The sequence below is a fragment of the Nocardia pseudovaccinii NBRC 100343 genome (assembly GCF_001613225.1).
GTDB lineage: Bacteria > Actinomycetota > Actinomycetes > Mycobacteriales > Mycobacteriaceae > Nocardia > Nocardia pseudovaccinii.
This window is the reverse complement of record NZ_BDBY01000177.1, coordinates 23,399-39,635: the sequence shown is the minus strand read 5'-3', so window position 1 is coordinate 39,635 and position 16,237 is coordinate 23,399. Positions and strand designations below refer to the sequence as shown.

Below are 16,237 nucleotides of genomic sequence, written 5' to 3'. Positions count from 1 at the left end.
AGTCGCCGGTCGCGCCCAAAACAAGGAGTGCTGACTATGTCGAATCTCGGCCATGCGGGTGCGATGCTGATGTTGCTGTTCGGCGGGCTTGCGACCGGTGGAATCTGGGTCATCGCCGTGGATCGGCTCGCGGTGTGGAACCGAATGTCGGTGGTGGAGTACGCGACTGATTTCCGGCGCACACTCAAGCATGTCGATCCGATGATGCCCATCTTCATGTCGTTGTCCGGCCTCGGTGCGATCCTCTTCTCGATCCACTCTTCAGGTACTTCCCGGGTTCTCGGCTGGCTGGGCTTGACCTGTCTCGCGGTGATCATGGTCGGTTCGGCCCTCCTGGGAGAGCCGATCAACTCGAAATTCCGCCGGCTCGCCGAGGGGACGCCGCCCGAGGGCGCCGAGGAACTGCGCGCATTCTGGCGGCGGTTCCACTTCGCCCGCACGGGTGTCGCGGTCGCGGCGCTGGTATTCCTGATCGCTGCGGTCATCGCAGCGCTGTGAATGCACTGGTCCTGCCTCAGCCGCCTTCCGGACCCACCCTTTCCCATCTATTCAGCAAGGAAGCTGTCGAAGGAATCTCCGATGCCCGCGACCGTTTGCCCTGATACCGAGAAGAGCCGCCGACAATGAACCGTCGTCGTATGGTGCATGCCATCCAGGCCGCTAGCGAAGTGGGCAACTACGCAGAAGTCGCAGTCCTGCCTGATGAAACCGATCCGCAGATCTACCTGTCGCGGAACTGGCTTCCGCAACCGTTCCATCTCATCTGCGAGAAGGACACGGTTCTGAGTCAGTTGTCCGGCACTGCGCGGGTGGAACTCCGCAACAGTTCGGTCAACAGCTTCCGTATGGATATTGGCGACCATATTTATATCCCGGCAGGGACTCCCCACAGGCTGGCGCCCATCAGCGAGAGCGTGACCATTCGTTATCTCCCCCTCCGGGGCGGGCTGCAAGCCGCTGCCTGGTTCTGTGCGGCGTGCGGGAACGAGGTTCGCCGCTACGAGTGGGAACACGACAACAACACCGCCGCGCTCGAGTTCTATTGGTTGGCATGCGCGAGGTTCAACGCTGGCACCGACTCGCGAACGTGCGGCACATGCAGCACAATTCATCCGAAGGTGAATTTAGCAACCCTTGGCATGCCTTCCACCGTCTGACGCTAATCCGAGATCGGAGGAAAATAATTAATAGTCCGGTAATTCATGATAGCCGCCGCATTCCTGATCCGAACCCCGGAATCGAACCATTGAAAGCGAACGTCTACGAAAGAATGGCCAAAGGTGCTGCGCAGCTGATGCCACTGTTCCCGTACGACTATCCGGGCTCGATCGTCCCGTGCGGAAATGTCCTCATTGGCGGAAGGGACCAATCCTACGGCCAGTTCTATCACTGGAACACCGTTTCCGAAGTCGTCGTCTGTTATGGCGCCCATAATTCCCCCCTCGCTCCTGCTCAGATAATAGCGACCAAAAATCTGCACGGTGTCAATTCCCGTCTCGCCGACGAGACCGACCCCGACGCGTGCGCGGTCATCGTCGTCACCCAGCACCAGGCCGAGGACGGTCACCAAACTGAGGCGATGATCGCCCGATGCGCCAACTGCAAGAACGAACTTATCCGGCATGAATACGACTCCAGCCCGCCGAAGGACGAGGACGGAACTGTAGTACACCAGTTCCCGACCACCGTAGGCTCGGCCCAGTTCGCCGACCTGCACAACGTGGTCGGCGGCGGCCTCTGCCCCCACTGCGGCCACGACAACGGCGGCTTCCCCGTCGCGGCTTGGGGGTGGCACCGACAAGTTCGTCAAACCGACGCCACGAACAGGGCATACCGAGCACTGAAAGATAGCGGCCCCGCGGCCTAGTTCAAGGTCGAGTGCGCATCGTTTGCGATCGCGTCGGCTGTCCACGAAGCATCGGTTCTCGTTCGTCGGAAGACTATCCTCGAATTGTCGGGGCGCTTTTCCCAGGTCGAGAGGTGGCGCGGATGAGTAGCTGCGGCGTTGGCTTGTCGGGCGGGTCGACTGCACAGCGGTGTGTTGCGGTGGCTGTTTCGCGATTCCGTTGGTGTGGATGAGCGGTCGGTGTCGCACGAGCCGGAGGGGACGCAACGCGACCTGCAGTTCGGTACCGCGGCGGAATTGGCTGCGGCCGGGTTCGATGATGCGCAGGAGATCGGTCGGGGTGGTTTCGGTGTCGTGTATCGGTGCCTGGAGGGATCGCTGGACCGTCAGGTAGCGGTGAAGGTTTTGACATCGGAGGTCTCCGATGACGAGCGCGCCCGCTTCCTGCGCGAGCAGCAGGCGTTGGGCCGGTTTTCCGGGCACCCGCATATCGTCCAGGTACTGCGCGCAGACGTCACCGCGACCGGGCGCCCCTTTATCGTGATGCCGTTGCATGCGCAGGGGTCGCTGATGAGTCGGGTCCGCGAGCGGGGACCGGTGCCGTGGCAGGAGGTGTTGTCGATCGGGGTGAAACTGTCCGGTGCACTGGCCGCCGCCCATGCTCTCGGGGTCCTGCACCGCGATGTGAACCCCGCCAACATCCTGCTCAGCGACTACAGCGAACCGCAGCTCGCGGATTTCGGTATCGCCCGGATCGGTGGCGGCTTCGAAACCGCTGCGGGTCTCGTGGCAGGGACGCCCGCGTTCACGGCCCCCGAGGTCCTCAAAGGAGCGGATCCTTCCGCGGCTTCGGACGTCTACGGTCTCGGCGCCAGCTTGTTCTGCCTGCTTACCGGCCATGCGGCGTTCGAACGCCGGGCTGGTGAATCGCTGGTCGCTCAGTTTCTGCGGATCAGCTCGGAGCCAGTTCCGAATCTGCGCGACTCCGGCGTGCCCGCGATGCTCTGCGCGGCGATCGAGTCGGCGTTGGCGACCGATCCAGCCGAGCGGCCCGCCGGCGCACGTGAATTCGGCGAGCTGCTACGGAACGTGCAGTTCTCCAGTGGTCTTCGGGTAGACACGATGGCGCTGCCGCCCGGAACGGGGCAGGAGAGCGGGATCGAGCGATTCGCGGCGGCTCGGTCGGTCTCGGTGGCCGAAAAGCCGGTGCCGAACGCGCCTTTGCCGACTCCGGCGACCCGCTATCGGCCGCCGACGACGCTGCGTCGCCCGGTCGAGCGACCCCGGTTGCTGCAAGCCTTGCACGAGGCGCGGGCGCGACGGCTGGTCTTGATTCACGGACCAGCGGGTTTCGGGAAGAGCACCCTTGCCGCGCAGTGGGGTGACGTGCTCAAGACCGAAGGTGTCCGCGTCGCCTGGTTGAGCGTGGATCCCGATGACAACAATGTGGTCTGGTTCCTCGCCCATATCGTGCATGCGATTCGAGCCACCCGTCCAGGGCTCGCGACTGGACTGACGGAGCTACTCGAGCAGCGTTCCACCGACGCCGAGCGCCATGTGATGACGACTCTGATCGATCAGATCCACAACAGCGGCGAAACCGTCGCGCTGGTGATCGATGACTGGCATCGGGTGACCAGCCGATCCTCGATCGCGGCCATGGAATTCCTGCTGGACCGCGGCTGTCATCATCTGCGGCTCGTCGTGACCAGTCGCACCCGGAAGGGGTTGCCACTGAGTCGGTTGCGCGTCAGCGACGAACTTCTCGAAATCGACGAAATCGCACTGCGATTCGACGGCGCCGAGACGACGGCGTTCCTCAGCGGGATGAACGGACTGTCACTGGCGGCCACCGATATGGAGAAGCTACGCCACTCCACCGAAGGCTGGGTCGCGGCGCTGCAACTGGCATCGTTATCGCTGCGCGGGAGGGCGGACCCAGGAACCTACATCAGCCAGATATCCGGACGCCACTACGCGATCGGCGAGTATCTGTTGGAAAATGTCGTCGACTCGCTCGAACCGGACATACTCGAGTTTCTGATGCGCACGGCAGTCACCGAACGCATCTGCGGCGAGCTCGCCGAGGCGCTGACCGACCGGGAACCCGGCCAGGAATTGCTCGAGGACGTCCGCCAGCGTGATCTGTTCCTGCGCAACATCGATGACGATCTGGAGTGGTTCCGCTATCACGGACTATTCGCAGACTTCCTACGTCGTCGACTCGTCCAACAACACCCCGGTCTGCTCGAACAATTGCACCTGCGGGCGTCGTCGTGGTTCGCCGACCACGACATGCCGATCGAGGCGGTCGACCACGCCCTCGCCGCTGATGCCCCGGACCTGGCCATGAGACTGGTGCAAGAGCGCGGCGAGCAACTGGTCGAGGGGTCGCGGATGGCGACCTTCCTCGGCTTGGTGGCGAAGCTGCCCGGATCACTGACAGCGCGGAACCCGGTTCTGCAGGTACAGATAGCCTGGGCGAATATCGGCTTACAGCGCCGCTCGGCCGCGATCGCCGCGCTCGATCGAGCCGATGCCGCGCTGGCTGCGGGCGCGGTCGATGCGAACCAGGCCGATGAGATCCGGCTGGACGCGACCGTGGCCCGAGCCTGCAACGATCTGGTGACCGACCGGTTCGCCGAGGTGCCGGGCCCGGTGTTGGCTCGCATACGGACGGCGGCTCGACCGTTCCTCTCCATCACCGCGGCGGGCACTGCTGCCACATCCGCGTTGTACCGGTTCGACTTCGAACAGGTCCACCACTGGCATCGTTGGATGGCGCCGTATCGCGACCGCGTTTCCGGCCCGTTCGGCGTGATGTACTGCGATTGCATCGCTGGTTTGGCCGCGACCGAACAACTCGATATCGCCGCCGCGGAGTCCTGTTACCGGATGGCGTTGCACCTCGCGTTGCAGACCGGCGGGCAGTCACACGCCACCCGGCTGGCGAGTGCCTTGCTCGGCGAATTGCTGTATGAGAAAGGGCAATTCATCGAGGCGGAGGAACTCCTGGAGATCGGTCTCGGTCCGGAGGGAGGTGCCGTTGAGTTCTTGATGGCCACGTACGGGACCGGTGCGCGCCTTGCCGCCGTGCGAGGTGATATGGACCGTGCCCGGCAACGCCTGGCAGCGGGAGCGAAGATCGCCGCGGATCTGTCGTTGCCACGACTGGCGGCACGGATCGTGAACGAACGCGTCCGCCTCGGCCTGCCCATCACCGACGGCGAACGGCAGACCCTCGACAATCTCCCGCCCTATACCGCGCAGCCCACCGCGACCCTGGCCGTGGCATCCGAATTCGCACACGATTCCGCGATCCGGCTGCTACTGGCCGAACCGTCTCCCGCTGCAGTCCAGCAGGGCCTCGAAAGAGCTGAACGTCTCGTCCACGAGATCAGCAGCCAAGGACGACCCAGGGCCCTGCTTCTTGCTGAACTGCTGCGCGGATGCTGTCTGTCGGCTACCGGGCAGACAGTGCGGGCCGCCGAACTACTGGCCCCGGCACTGTCGCATTGCGCGAGCCTGGGACTGGCACGACTGGTCGCCGACAGCGGCCGTCAACTGCAGCCGGTCCTGGAAACACTCGCCGGTGCACCGTCGGAGGCTGGGCTACCGCGCTCGTTCCTGCTGCAGGTGCTGGCCCAGTTCGAACCGGCGCTGCCGAACCGCAACCGTCCAGCCGACGACGAGGTGCCCAGGTAACAATGCGATTTCTCTGGTGCTCAAGGCTTTTGGGGTGTCACGGGTTTTGCTGCAATGGGCGTGCTTCGAGCTCCATGAATTGATCGGCGAGCGGGCTCTCGGCCGCAATCAAGGTGGTCGGGATGAGGACTATCGCTCGGACACCGCCGTGGTCCGATTCGGTCAGTCGCACGGAGATGCCATGCCGGACACCGAGTTTGGCGACGACGAACAGACCCAGTCGCAAGTCAGCTGATACTGCGCCGACGCTGAAGTCGGGCGGTTGGCGGAGCAATTGGTTGGCTCGGTCCAACTCGGCGGCCGACATTCCTATGCCCTGGTCGTTGACTTCGACCGCGACACCCCTGCCCACAACTTTGCCGGCGACTTCTACCGGGGATTGGGGCGGCGAATACTGCGTCGCATTATCGACCAGTTCGGCGATGAGGTGGGCAAGGTCGGCTACCGCATCCCCGGAGATATGGATCTGTGGCATGTGTGAGGTCCGCACGCGCTTGTAATCGAGCGCCTCGCTCACTGCACTGCGCACCAGCTCAATAAGTGGCACCGGTTGCCGCCACTGCCGTTTCGCCAGCCCACCAGCGAGGACCACCAGATTCTCGGCGTTCCGGCGCTCTCGGGTAGCGAGGTGATCCAGCTTGAAGAAGGTGTCCAGTAGCGTTGGGTCCTCTTGCTGTCGTTCGGCTTCATCGAGGATTTCCAGCTGGCGGTGTACCACCAACTGACTGCGGTGGGCCATGTTCAGAAAGATTGCTCGCGCGCCCTCCCGGGTGCGGGCTTCCGCGACTGCGGCAGCGATGGCGGCGGCGTGAGCCTGGTTGAATGCCTCCGCGACTTGCCCGACCTCGTCGTGGCCGAAATCCAGGCGACCGGTCTCAACTTCGATGCTGTCCGGTATGTCCTGGCCGAGATGGTGACTAGCGGTGGGAAATGCTTCTTCTGCCAGCGCGAGCGTTTCGGTGCGTAGTCGCCGCAGTCGCGTGGATAGGCGGTTTGCGAGCCAGAGCGACGCGAGGAAAGCGATCAAGGCTAGACTCAGAACACCGGACCCTGCGAGTAACGAATCCCGCGACGTCTGTTCGGCATCGGCGCTAGTCGCCCGGCTCGCATACTCGTTCTGGGCTTGCCAGAGCCCGAGCAATTGGGTGTGGGCATCGTCGATGTTGTTCTGCCAGGCGGTAATTGTTGCCTGAGGCGTCGATACGACGCCGCGCCCATCTATGGAACGATGAAGAATGTAATCCTCCATCGTCGAGAGCTCTTGCCAGACGGGCGCCGAGATCAAAGCCTTGGCCTTTGCGCCTCGCTCGCCTTCGAGATCGTTTGCCAACTGGGGCAGCTCGGTACGGTAATAGCCGACCAAATTCCGGAACTCTGCGGTCAACACATCAGGAAGATCGCTGCCGCTCAGTACGACACCAGCGAGCGCAGTGCTGCGCGACATGGCCTCCATGGCACGCAGCACACGCGTTTCATGTGCAAATTCGAAGGCGACGCGAGATTCGGGCGCAGACTTCCCGATGAGCTCGGTGCCAACGGCGACGCCCTCGAGTAGACCGCTGTAGATCCCGTATGCATCGGCGACAGACATTGTGCCGGTATCGATCCGGTGGCGGACGTCCGGAAGTTGCATTTTGAGGGCGTCGAATCCGCGTGTGGCCGAGTCCATTCGTTCGATGTTCGTGTTCGCGATAGCAGTCTCGAAGGAAGTGAGCGCCTGTAGCGCGGTATCGAGGTGCAGGCGGGCTTGATTGAGCTCTGGGAGGTTCGACCGAGGTTGGACCAGCGCTGTCAGAGATAGCAGTCTTTCCTGTTGGACCGCGTCGATCATGTCGCGTGCCTGCAGGTTGGCGTCTTCCAGTTCCGACGACCATGACTTGACCTGCTCTTGTTTGCGCAATAGATATCCCGCGGTTCCCGCGCCGATCGCGAACAGCGTCAGGCTGGGGATGAGCGCGATTACAAGTACGCGGGTTCGGATACCGAGCCTCGCTGTCAACATCGGCACACCATAGCGAGTTGGGCGTGCTGTAAGAATATGTGTTCTGCGGGTCGAAACATACTTTGACAATTGCAGTTCGGTGTAGGTATGGGTCTTTTGTATGGACCGGGATTTGCGGCCGCGAGCAACGGTGACGTATTTGCGCAGGCGGGTACAGTGAGAGACGCCGTCGGCGAAAGCCGAAGCTCATCAGAGGCCTATCCGCGATCGTGCTCTCGCATCGCGATGCCGCCCATGATCCGAAAGGGCGAATGTGGCAACAACTGCAACCGAAATTGCCAAAAAGGAAACCAACGGCACTCGGGATTCGACGCGGACGTACCTGAAGGAAATCGGTCGGGTCCCGTTGGGGAGGCTCGTGGCCGGCCGGATGATTTGCGGGTCGTCACATGGTAGCGGGCCCATTATGAAGTTCAACATGTGTCCTGAGAATCGAAACATGTTTTGACAATTGCATTTTGGTTTGGGATGGCCATCGCATCTCTGATCGCAATCTGCGTCTGGATGGTCGGAAGTCCTTGCCAGGGACCGTGATCGGTGTCACACTCATGAACACCGTTCCGCATAATGCAACATGACAGGAGGGTAGGTTCGGCCGGGTGTTTCGTTGTTCCTCTGACCTTTCGGGTTGAGGACCCCACGCCGCCTGAGCAGCAATATCTTTCGTTGACTCCATCCAGAACGGCCGGTGTATAGCTTGGCCGTTTTCTCCCTCGCTCGGACTCGACCGTGTAAGTCACTCCTCAATGCCGGTGAACCGGTTGATCTGGCGTCCCTTCATGCACGGGACGTCCGACGAAACATATCTCGAATGAACAGCCGAGCATTCGGCTGTGTTAATGCTGTACCAGAAAGAACTGCGATGTCTGACACGATTCCTCCTCCTGCAACCGAAACCGGTTCCGTGGCTGCGCAATCCGGTGGGTTGCCGCTGATGCTGGCACTTATATTGCCGGCTCAGCTGTTATCGATCGCCGGCATCGCAGGCGGGGTAGCGCAACCGCATATCGCTGAACAATTCCGCACTACCGACATCGTCTGGTTCAACCTCGCCACACTGCTGGTGTCGCTGTTCACGCTGCCGTTCGCCGTCAAGCTCGGCGATGTCCACGGCAAGCGCCGCGTGATGCTGATACTCGCGGCGGCCGGGATCATCGGCGACATCGTGTCTGCACTGGCACCGAGCTTCGCCGTACTGCTCATCGGCCGCGCGATCGCCGGTTTCTATGGGCCGATCGTGGCGCTGATCCCAGCCTGTATCCGGGAGTGCTTCCCGGCCAGACGGGTTGCGATGGCGTACGGCGTGGTCATGGGATCGGTGGGGGTGGTGATTCTGGTGACCCCGGTGATCGTCGGCCATTTGATCGATTCCTTTGGGTGGCGCAGTGCGATGTGGTTGCTGACCGGACTGACGGTGGCCGCGATGGGGATGCTGGCTGCCATGCCGGAAACTCCGCGACGCGGACGGTTCACGGACGGATTCGATTGGATCGGTGGACTTCTGCTCGGTGGCGGAGTCGCACTGCTGGCATACGGAGGCGGGAACGTGTACAGCGCGGGATGGACTGCGCCTCGAACGGCGTGGCCGCTGCTTGTCGGTCTAGTCGCGTTGGTCGTATTCGTAGTGGTGGAACTGCGGTCAGCGCATCCGATCGTCGACGTACGGATGTTGGCTCGACGCCCGGTTGCTGTCGTGATCATTACAGCGGCGTTCGTTCAGTTCGCTTATATTATTTCGCCAGTGGTCTTCTCGTTCTTGGCCCAGTATCCGCGAATTCCTTTCGCGTCGGACGGATTCGGGTGGACTGCCACCCATTATGCGGTGGTAGGCATACCCGCTGGTATTGCCACCGTCGCTGCTGCCGTGGCTACCGGTGGTGCACTGAAACTTGTTGGTCCTCGGCAAATTTGGCTGCCGAGTGCGGCACTGTTGGTGGTCGGTCTCGCGGTTTTTGCGCGCGCGCATCATGACACGGTGCAGGTCATCGTTGCCTCCGTATTGGTCGGTATCGCGGGCGGTACGGTAATGGCCTGCGGCACAGCAATGGTCGTTTCAGTCGTATCCCAGGACGAGCAGGCGACCGTCAACGGTATCGCCTACCTGGCCCTGCAGGTTGTCGGCGGATTCGGCTATCAAATCTTGTTCACCGTGCTCGCCGCGAATCAGGTGGTAATGAACGGTGTTCCGTTCTATCTGGATGCGGCGTATACCAACGCCTACTGGCTGCTCGCGGGAATAGCTGGAATCGGACTGTTGGCGGCGTTCTTGCTGCCGCGTATCCAGCGACCTTCGGATGCTCTCGCAGGTATAGAACCGGAAAGAGCTGGCGCGCAGGAGATCGGATAACACCCTAACCGAGCTGAAGTCCTGTATTCCAGGACAATGCTTTTCGTGATGTAGGAACCATTTTCATGATGACGCGGTCCCGAGTATCAGCAGTCGCGTTGAAATCGATCTGTGAAGAATTAGGAGAGCTCAGATGATTACGTTGAATGGTTTCGATTCCAAGGCGCCTTTTCTGGCGCAACTGGCTGAGCCCGGCGACGAACCGGTCATTCTCGTGAACACGTTCGTAGCGCCCGAGGGACAGATGGAGAGCTTGTACGATGCGTGGCGCCTGGACGCCGGGGTCATGAAGACCAAGCCTGGACTGATTTCCGCGCAGTTGCATCGAGGCGCTGGGAACAGCCGGGTTATGATGAACATGGCAGTCTGGGAATCCACGAAGGCACTGCAGGAAGGCTTCGTCAATCCGGACTTTCAGAAGTTTCTCGCCACATATCCGGATGGATCCGTGGCGTATCCGCATCTGGTGCGGCCGGTTGCGGTGCCGGGCATCTGCCTGGGTGAGCCGTGGGAATCCGCAGTTGCGGGAGGTCGAGAGCCGGGTGACTCCGCCGGACCGGCTATCGAGTTCTTGGAATTGTGCCCGGAATTGCCGGTCGCCAACCAACTCGCCACGATCGACCGCGATTTCGTGTTGCTGGATGTCTTGATCGCACCTGAGGGCGCGGCCGAACAGGCGATCGCGGCATATCAGCAGGTCGCGTCCTACATGAAGAAGCGGCCAGGATTCATTCAGGCTCAGCTGTATCGCGGCATCGGCGGCAGCGGCGTGCTGATCAATCTTGCGGTCTGGGAGTCCGGGAAGGACCTCCTCGCCGCGGTCGCGGACCCGGCCTTCGCGCAAGTCGTCTCCGGATATCCGGCCGGAAGCCGCTGCACTCGCCACGTACTCCATCGCGTCGCTGTACCCGGATTGTGCGTCGCCTGATCGTCCGATCGAAAATGGAGTGGGTCCTACCCCAACGGGTGAGACCCACTCCATCTTCATCTCCGAGTCAAAGCTCCTGCATGGCAGGGCAGCTCAACCGACTGTCAGCCGTGTAGGCAACGATTCGAGTCCCCGGAGAACGTTGTTGAAATGCCGGACGGGCGGGCCTGCATCGATTCGCGAGACCCGGGCGACCAGTGCACGCAGGATCGCCTCCCCCTCGAGTGCCGCCAGCGCCTGACCGGCACAACCGTGCAGGCCGTATCCGAATCCCAGATGGTCGATATTGCTGCGCTGGACGTCGAATCGGTCGGCGTCGGTCCACTTTCGTTCGTCTCGGTTTCCGGAGCCGAACAGGACCGCCAATCGTGACCCGGCAGGAACCGTGAAATCCTCGACCTCCCAATCGACTCGGGCGGTTCGGCCGAATACCTGGACTGGGGATTCGAAGCGCAGTACCTCCCGGAATGCCTGCGGGATGAGCGCAGGGTCGGCGCGCAGCGCGTCCCATTGGTCCGGGTGCTCGGCCATCAGCCAGATCGTGTGGGCGAGCGCGTGCACCGTGGTGTCCATCCCCGCGGTCACGTAGGTCATCACCAGCCACGGGGCCGCGGAGGCGGGGATCTTGCCCGCGTCAACAGCGTCGTAGACGGCCCTGCCGAGGCTGTCTTCTGCTAATTCGTCCCGGGTGGTGTTGAGCATGACGTATTCGGCCAGATGCTGCAGTTTCGGGAAGGATGCGAAGGTGCGGTCGTTCGCGGGGCCGAAGCAGTTGAAATTCGCATCGATCAAGCCGAGCAAGTGCTCTCGTCCGTGCTGGGGCAGTCCGATCAGATCACCGACGATCTCGACGGGAAATCGTTGCGCGAAACCCTTTACCGCGTCGAAAGAGCCTTGCTCTATCACCGTGTCGACGATCTTTTCTGCCCGTCGCGAGATATCAGGTGCGAGTTCGCGGACCGCGCGAGGGGCGAGCTTGGCTGACAGCACGCCGCGGAGGGCGTCGTGAATCGGTGGATCGGCCCGGATGATGCCCTCGCCGACGTACTCATTGAACTGCTTGTTCAAAGCAATATCGGCGGACGAGAAGGACTTCCAGTCACCGAGGACATGACGGGCTTCCTGGTAGCGAGCCACGGCGAATGCGTCGTGACGGCTCAGGTAGACAATCGGGCCCGCGTCGCGCAGCTCGCGAAATACCGGATAGGGATCCGACATCACTTCTTCGGAAAAGATGTCGGCATCCGAAAGGGGGATGGCTGCAATGGAGTTGGTCACGGTTCTCTCAATGCTTGTGAGGGTGCCGGGCGAGTTTCGTGAGTTTGGGCGCCGAGATCGGGTAGTTGACCGCTGCCACGGTGCCGAACGCATTTTCGGGATCAGGCGATGGCCACATCAGCAGTGCGCGTCTTTCCTCGATCGACCCGTCAAGGACGGTCGGCTCGCCGACAGGTGGAAGCTGTCCGGCCAAACGGATGCGCATGCCGAAGACCTCGGTCCAGAAGAAGGACGGAGCGCTGCCGAGCTGTGTATCTGGCTGACGCCCCAGCAAGGTCGCGGCCGCAATTGTGGCCTGTGACAACGCATTCGACCAATGTGGACTACGCACCCACCGCCCACCCGGGCCGGGCAGACTGACGACGTCGCCGGCCGCGACGATTCCGGGTGCGGCCTGGCAGGCGTCATCGATGATCACCCCGCCGGCCAGCGGTAGACCGCTGTCTCGCAACCATCCGGTGTTGGGAATGTCGCCTACCGCGGTGACGACTATGTCGGCCTCAGCCAGTATGGTGCCGTCGGATGCTTGCAGCTGGCCTGGTGCGTCATCTGCGATTTCGACCCCGGCCCGGGAGACGAGAACCTTCACTCCCTTGTCCGCGGCCGCGGTCAGGCACAGGTCGGAAAGCAAGGGCCCGAGACGACCTGCCAGCGGCGTGTTCTGGTCGACCACGGTGACCGACTTACCGAGGCTGACGGCCGACGAGGCGATCTCCATCCCAAGGAACCCACCGCCCGCCACTACTACGCTAGAGATGGTGTCGAGGGACTGCCGCAGATAGACAGCGTCGTCGAGTGTGCGCAGCGTGATTTCTTGCGAGGGTTTCCCCGACAGCCGACGTGCGCTCGCCCCTGTGGCGATGACAAGGCCGTCGTAGCCGATGGTTTCGCCGTCGTCGAGCCGAACTCGGCTGCTGTCTCGGTCGAGCCCGACCGCGGCGACACCAGTGAGCAGCTCGATGTCTTCGTTACTGCTGAGGAAAACACTATCGGCGGTCTCGGATCCGGTCAGCACCCCCTTCGACAGAGGGGGCCGGCTATAAGGCGGATGGGGCTCGTCTCCAATCATGGTGATCTGGCCATCGAAACCGAACCGGCGCAGGGCTGCCGCCGTCGCGCAGCCCGCTTGCGAGGCGCCCACGACGACAATTCGACGAGCGGTCACTGCAGCGGGACCGAACTCGAAAGGCTCAGCGCCACAACAGGACAGGCATGCACTGCGGCATCGGCGAGCGGCTTGTGTTCAGCCGATACCTCGGCGATATCGATGACCGGCTCATCATCGTCATTGAGATGAATCAATGAGGGTGCGACTTGTTGGCACATACCGTAGCCCTCACAGCGATCCATATCGACGGATAAGCGGTGAGATTCATTCGGCGCCATGGCAACTCCTAACTTTTGCTTTGCGTCGATCTGCCGACCACGGCGTCGGCGGTTTCGCCCTGCGCTCAGGGCTCGTCACCGACTTCGACGGCCGGTCGCCACGTTGTAGTCGGTGACGTTGGTGATGGTTTTTCCGTCCTCGCTGAACTCGACCAGCTTCCGGAAGAACAAGCGAACACGGTTGTCGGCCCAGAGCCCCTGCACCGGTTCGATTCGATAGAAGATCTGTTTTCCCTGGTCAGGCAGCTTGACGTTGTCGTACAGCGAGGTGTCGGATGCCCAAGCGAACTGTTCCAAGCTGATCTTCGCGACGCGTTGGATCTCTTCGGGATCGGTAACGAGGAACGCGCGACCCTGAATCTGCAGGTACCGGGTGTTGCGACGGCCGAAGTAGCCCTCCGGAGGCATGTAGCTCAGCGAGTAGCTGACGTTCGGGTTCTCTTGCATCTGGCCGTGTTTGCGGGTGTAGGTGAAGGTGTGCATGTAGGCGATGAGCCCATCTCCAGCGAAATGCATTTCCGACGACGCCGGGCGGCCCTCGGAGTCGATGGTGGCGAGGGTTCCGATCTCTTCGGTGCGCAAGAGCTCGACTATCGCGTCTTGGATCTCGGCGACGGTCGGTTCGGGATTGGGCATCGTTGCTCCATATGGGGTTCTGCTGGAACAGGTCTGATCGCTGCCCATGGCCAGATGGGCGTGGTCGATCACCTGTACTGAGATGCGGTCGGTCACCGCATACACATGACTGTGGTTTCAGTCACAAGGTACGAGCAACGGTATTCCGCTGTGCAGAAAGCGCCGGGTCTTCCCCACTGGGACTCAGGCGTCGACCAAGGTGAGGCCGCGTGAGATGTCGACAGCGGCATTGCGCACAGCGATCTTCAGTGCATCCAACTCGGAGCGGGGAACCCGCATCGCCAGCGCGGCAACGCTGATCGCGGCGCAGACAGACCCGACCGCATCTCGGATCGGAGCGGAGACACCCAGAATGTGCTCGTCGAGCTCGCCCTGGGATACCGCGACTCCGCGCTTGCGGATTTGTACGAGACGGGCCCGCAAGTCGTCAGGATTCGTCAGGGTCTTGGCGGTGAAGCGTTCCAGCGGCGCAGAACTCAACACGGCCGCCACTTCGGCCGGGTCGGCCCATGCCAGTAGAACTTCAGCTGCCGCCCCGGCATTGATGGGCAGCACGTGGCCGCGCTCGTAGGTGAGTCGAACCGCCCGGCGCGCTTCGACCAAATCCAGGCAAACCACCGAGCTGCCAGATCGACGGGTGAGCAGAACCGTCTCGTTGACTTGTTCCGAAAGCGCGCGCATCACCGGCAGTGAGACCTCCGACAGGCCGACACCAACCCGGGCCACGCGAGCGAGTTCGAAGATACGAGGACCGAGCCGGAAGCCGTGCGGCGCCTCTTCGAGGAAGCCGCGTCCCACGAGGCTTTGCAGGTACCGATACCCGGTCGACCTGGCCACGCCGAGTTGTGCGGCGATTTCGGCCCCTGACCAGGACGGTTTGTCGCTGGTGAAGAGCCCAAGGATGTCCAGCGCTCGATCAGCGGTCGAATTGCGCTCCCGATATCTGGCGGTCGAGCGTTTGTCTGCCGTCGGCACGTGAGCTCCAATCGGTGTGTGTCCTGTAAAGCAGGACGTTATTTCTGTTTACCAGGACACAATTCTACGCTGGACGTACCAATTCTCCGGCGGTCGAGAGGCAGGTCAGTGGCGTCATCGAAGTCGCTTGGGAGGGTGGATGTCGCGATATGTGGCGCCGGGCCCGTTGGTCTCACCGCCGCTGCGTTACTCGCTGCCCGCGGTGTCGGCGTGATGTTACTCGAGCAGAACGAAACTACCAGCGATGAGCCGAAGGCGATCAGCGTTGACGACGAGTCGTTGCGGGCGTACCAGCAGGCCGGGATCGTGGACAAGGTCCTGCCGATTGTGGTTCCGGGCACCGGAACCTGCTACTACGATCGGGACGGCGTCGCGCTGTTCCATGCCCGGGGACCCGCGCCTTTCCGGCTCGGATATCCCTTCAAGAATCCGTTCGCCCAGCCCGACCTCGAACGTGCGCTGGTGTCCGCCCTCGATTCGGCCCCGAATGTGTTGTTGCGCTTCGGAACCCGAGTGACCGGATTCGAACAGCGTTCCGACGCTGTGCGTCTGCGGATGGAGTTCGCGGGAGCCGAGCAGTTCCTGGACGCCGACTATGTGCTCGGCTGCGACGGCGGGAGTTCGGCGACTCGACTACTGCAAGGCATCGACATGAGCGGCCGCAGCTATCCGGATGTATGGCTGGTGGTCGACACTCTCGACGATCCGCACACGGAGCGGTTCGCGATGCACCACGGCGATCCGGAAAGACCGCATGTCATCGTGCCGGGCCTGGATGGCCGGTGCCGCTACGAATTCCGGCTGCACGACGGCGAAGGCGAGGCAGGCGCGCCCCCGTCGTTCGAGCTCATCCAGCGGCTGATCTCACGGTATCGGCCGATCGAACCCCATCAGGTCGAACGTGCAGTGAACTACCGATTCAACGCGCTGATCGCCGACGAGTGGATGATCGGGCGGTCGTTTCTGCTCGGTGATGCCGCGCATATGATGCCACCCTTCGCTGGTCAGGGATTGAACTCCGGCATCCGCGACGCGGCGAACCTGACCTGGAAGATCGCCGACGTTCTCGACGGTCGGCTCGATCGGTCGGTGCTGTCCAGCTATCGAACCGAACGTGCCCCGCACGCGTTGGCG

General features: G+C 62.2%; 13 protein-coding genes and 1 pseudogene. 8 read left to right on the top strand and 6 right to left on the bottom strand.

From position 1 onward, the window contains the following. The 4 genes from NP3_RS21760 to NP3_RS21745 all read left to right on the top strand — a co-directional run. A partial coding sequence (locus NP3_RS21760; RefSeq protein WP_218024901.1) for an anthrone oxygenase family protein occupies positions 1 to 498 on the top strand: 498 nt, incomplete at its 5' end. A gap of 140 nt (positions 499 to 638) precedes the next feature. Continuing rightward, on the top strand, positions 639 to 1,157 hold the full coding sequence (locus NP3_RS21755; protein WP_063043439.1) for a cupin domain-containing protein: 519 nt from the start codon (positions 639 to 641) through the stop codon (positions 1,155 to 1,157). Beyond that, positions 1,097 to 1,867, top strand: a complete 771-nt coding sequence (locus NP3_RS21750) for a hypothetical protein (protein WP_218024900.1) — start codon at positions 1,097 to 1,099, stop codon at positions 1,865 to 1,867. The genes NP3_RS21755 and NP3_RS21750 overlap by 61 nt, the downstream gene beginning before the upstream one ends. A gap of 219 nt (positions 1,868 to 2,086) precedes the next feature. Continuing rightward, a complete protein-coding gene (locus NP3_RS21745; RefSeq protein ID WP_063043446.1) occupies positions 2,087 to 5,551 on the top strand; it encodes a serine/threonine-protein kinase in 3,465 nt (1,154 codons plus the stop codon). Between the two features lie 37 nt (positions 5,552 to 5,588). On the opposite strand, the gene NP3_RS21740 is transcribed toward NP3_RS21745, so the two are convergent. Beyond that, entirely contained in the window at positions 5,589 to 7,550 is a 1,962-nt protein-coding gene (locus NP3_RS21740; RefSeq protein WP_169814538.1) for a sensor histidine kinase, read from the bottom strand. Between the two features lie 256 nt (positions 7,551 to 7,806). Between NP3_RS21740 and NP3_RS51545 the strand changes: the two genes are divergently transcribed. The 3 genes from NP3_RS51545 (at position 7,807) to NP3_RS46915 (ending at position 10,828) form a co-directional block, all read left to right on the top strand. Next, positions 7,807 to 8,001, top strand: a complete 195-nt coding sequence (locus tag NP3_RS51545; protein WP_157124448.1) for a sigma-70 factor domain-containing protein — start codon at positions 7,807 to 7,809, stop codon at positions 7,999 to 8,001. Between the two features lie 363 nt (positions 8,002 to 8,364). Beyond that, positions 8,365 to 9,900, top strand: coding sequence for an MFS transporter (locus tag NP3_RS21735; protein ID WP_084508764.1), 1,536 nt, complete (start codon positions 8,365 to 8,367; stop codon positions 9,898 to 9,900). Positions 9,901 to 10,033: 133 nt separating this feature from the next. Beyond that, a complete protein-coding gene (locus tag NP3_RS46915) occupies positions 10,034 to 10,828 on the top strand; it encodes an antibiotic biosynthesis monooxygenase family protein (RefSeq protein ID WP_063043435.1) in 795 nt (264 codons plus the stop codon). A 93-nt stretch (positions 10,829 to 10,921) separates the two neighbouring features. On the opposite strand, the gene NP3_RS21725 is transcribed toward NP3_RS46915, so the two are convergent. The 5 genes from NP3_RS21725 to NP3_RS21705 form a co-directional block, all read right to left on the bottom strand. Then, entirely contained in the window at positions 10,922 to 12,106 is a 1,185-nt protein-coding gene (locus tag NP3_RS21725; protein WP_169814537.1) for a cytochrome P450, read from the bottom strand. A gap of 7 nt (positions 12,107 to 12,113) precedes the next feature. Continuing rightward, the gene (locus tag NP3_RS21720; RefSeq protein ID WP_218024899.1) at positions 12,114 to 13,247 is read right to left on the bottom strand and encodes an NAD(P)/FAD-dependent oxidoreductase; all 1,134 of its coding nucleotides are present in this window, start codon (positions 13,245 to 13,247) and stop codon (positions 12,114 to 12,116) included. 20 nt (positions 13,248 to 13,267) lie between these two features. Then, positions 13,268 to 13,492: a ferredoxin gene (locus NP3_RS21715; protein ID WP_063043432.1), complete on the bottom strand. Its 225-nt coding sequence runs from the start codon at positions 13,490 to 13,492 to the stop codon at positions 13,268 to 13,270. A gap of 75 nt (positions 13,493 to 13,567) precedes the next feature. After that, positions 13,568 to 14,128, bottom strand: coding sequence for a pyridoxamine 5'-phosphate oxidase family protein (locus tag NP3_RS21710; RefSeq protein ID WP_063043445.1), 561 nt, complete (start codon positions 14,126 to 14,128; stop codon positions 13,568 to 13,570). Positions 14,129 to 14,311: 183 nt separating this feature from the next. Continuing rightward, on the bottom strand, positions 14,312 to 15,103 hold the full coding sequence (locus NP3_RS21705) for an IclR family transcriptional regulator (protein WP_063043431.1): 792 nt from the start codon (positions 15,101 to 15,103) through the stop codon (positions 14,312 to 14,314). Here NP3_RS21705 and NP3_RS21700 point away from each other — a divergent pair. Then, positions 15,104 to 16,237, top strand: a pseudogene (locus tag NP3_RS21700) (FAD-dependent monooxygenase); the annotation flags it as partial. It abuts the gene before it with no gap.

What these genes read in the sequence shown, in the direction of transcription:
- NP3_RS21750 (WP_218024900.1), top strand. Translation starts at nt 1,097, where the DNA reads ATGCAGCACAATTCATCCGAAGGTGAATTTAGCAACCCTTGGCATGCC.
- NP3_RS21715 (WP_063043432.1), bottom strand. Translation starts at nt 13,492, where the DNA reads ATGGCGCCGAATGAATCTCACCGCTTATCCGTCGATATGGATCGCTGT.
- NP3_RS21755 (WP_063043439.1), top strand. Translation starts at nt 639, where the DNA reads ATGGTGCATGCCATCCAGGCCGCTAGCGAAGTGGGCAACTACGCAGAA.
- NP3_RS46915 (WP_063043435.1), top strand. Translation starts at nt 10,034, where the DNA reads ATGATTACGTTGAATGGTTTCGATTCCAAGGCGCCTTTTCTGGCGCAA.
- NP3_RS21735 (WP_084508764.1), top strand. Translation starts at nt 8,365, where the DNA reads ATGAACAGCCGAGCATTCGGCTGTGTTAATGCTGTACCAGAAAGAACT.
- NP3_RS21710 (WP_063043445.1), bottom strand. Translation starts at nt 14,128, where the DNA reads ATGCCCAATCCCGAACCGACCGTCGCCGAGATCCAAGACGCGATAGTC.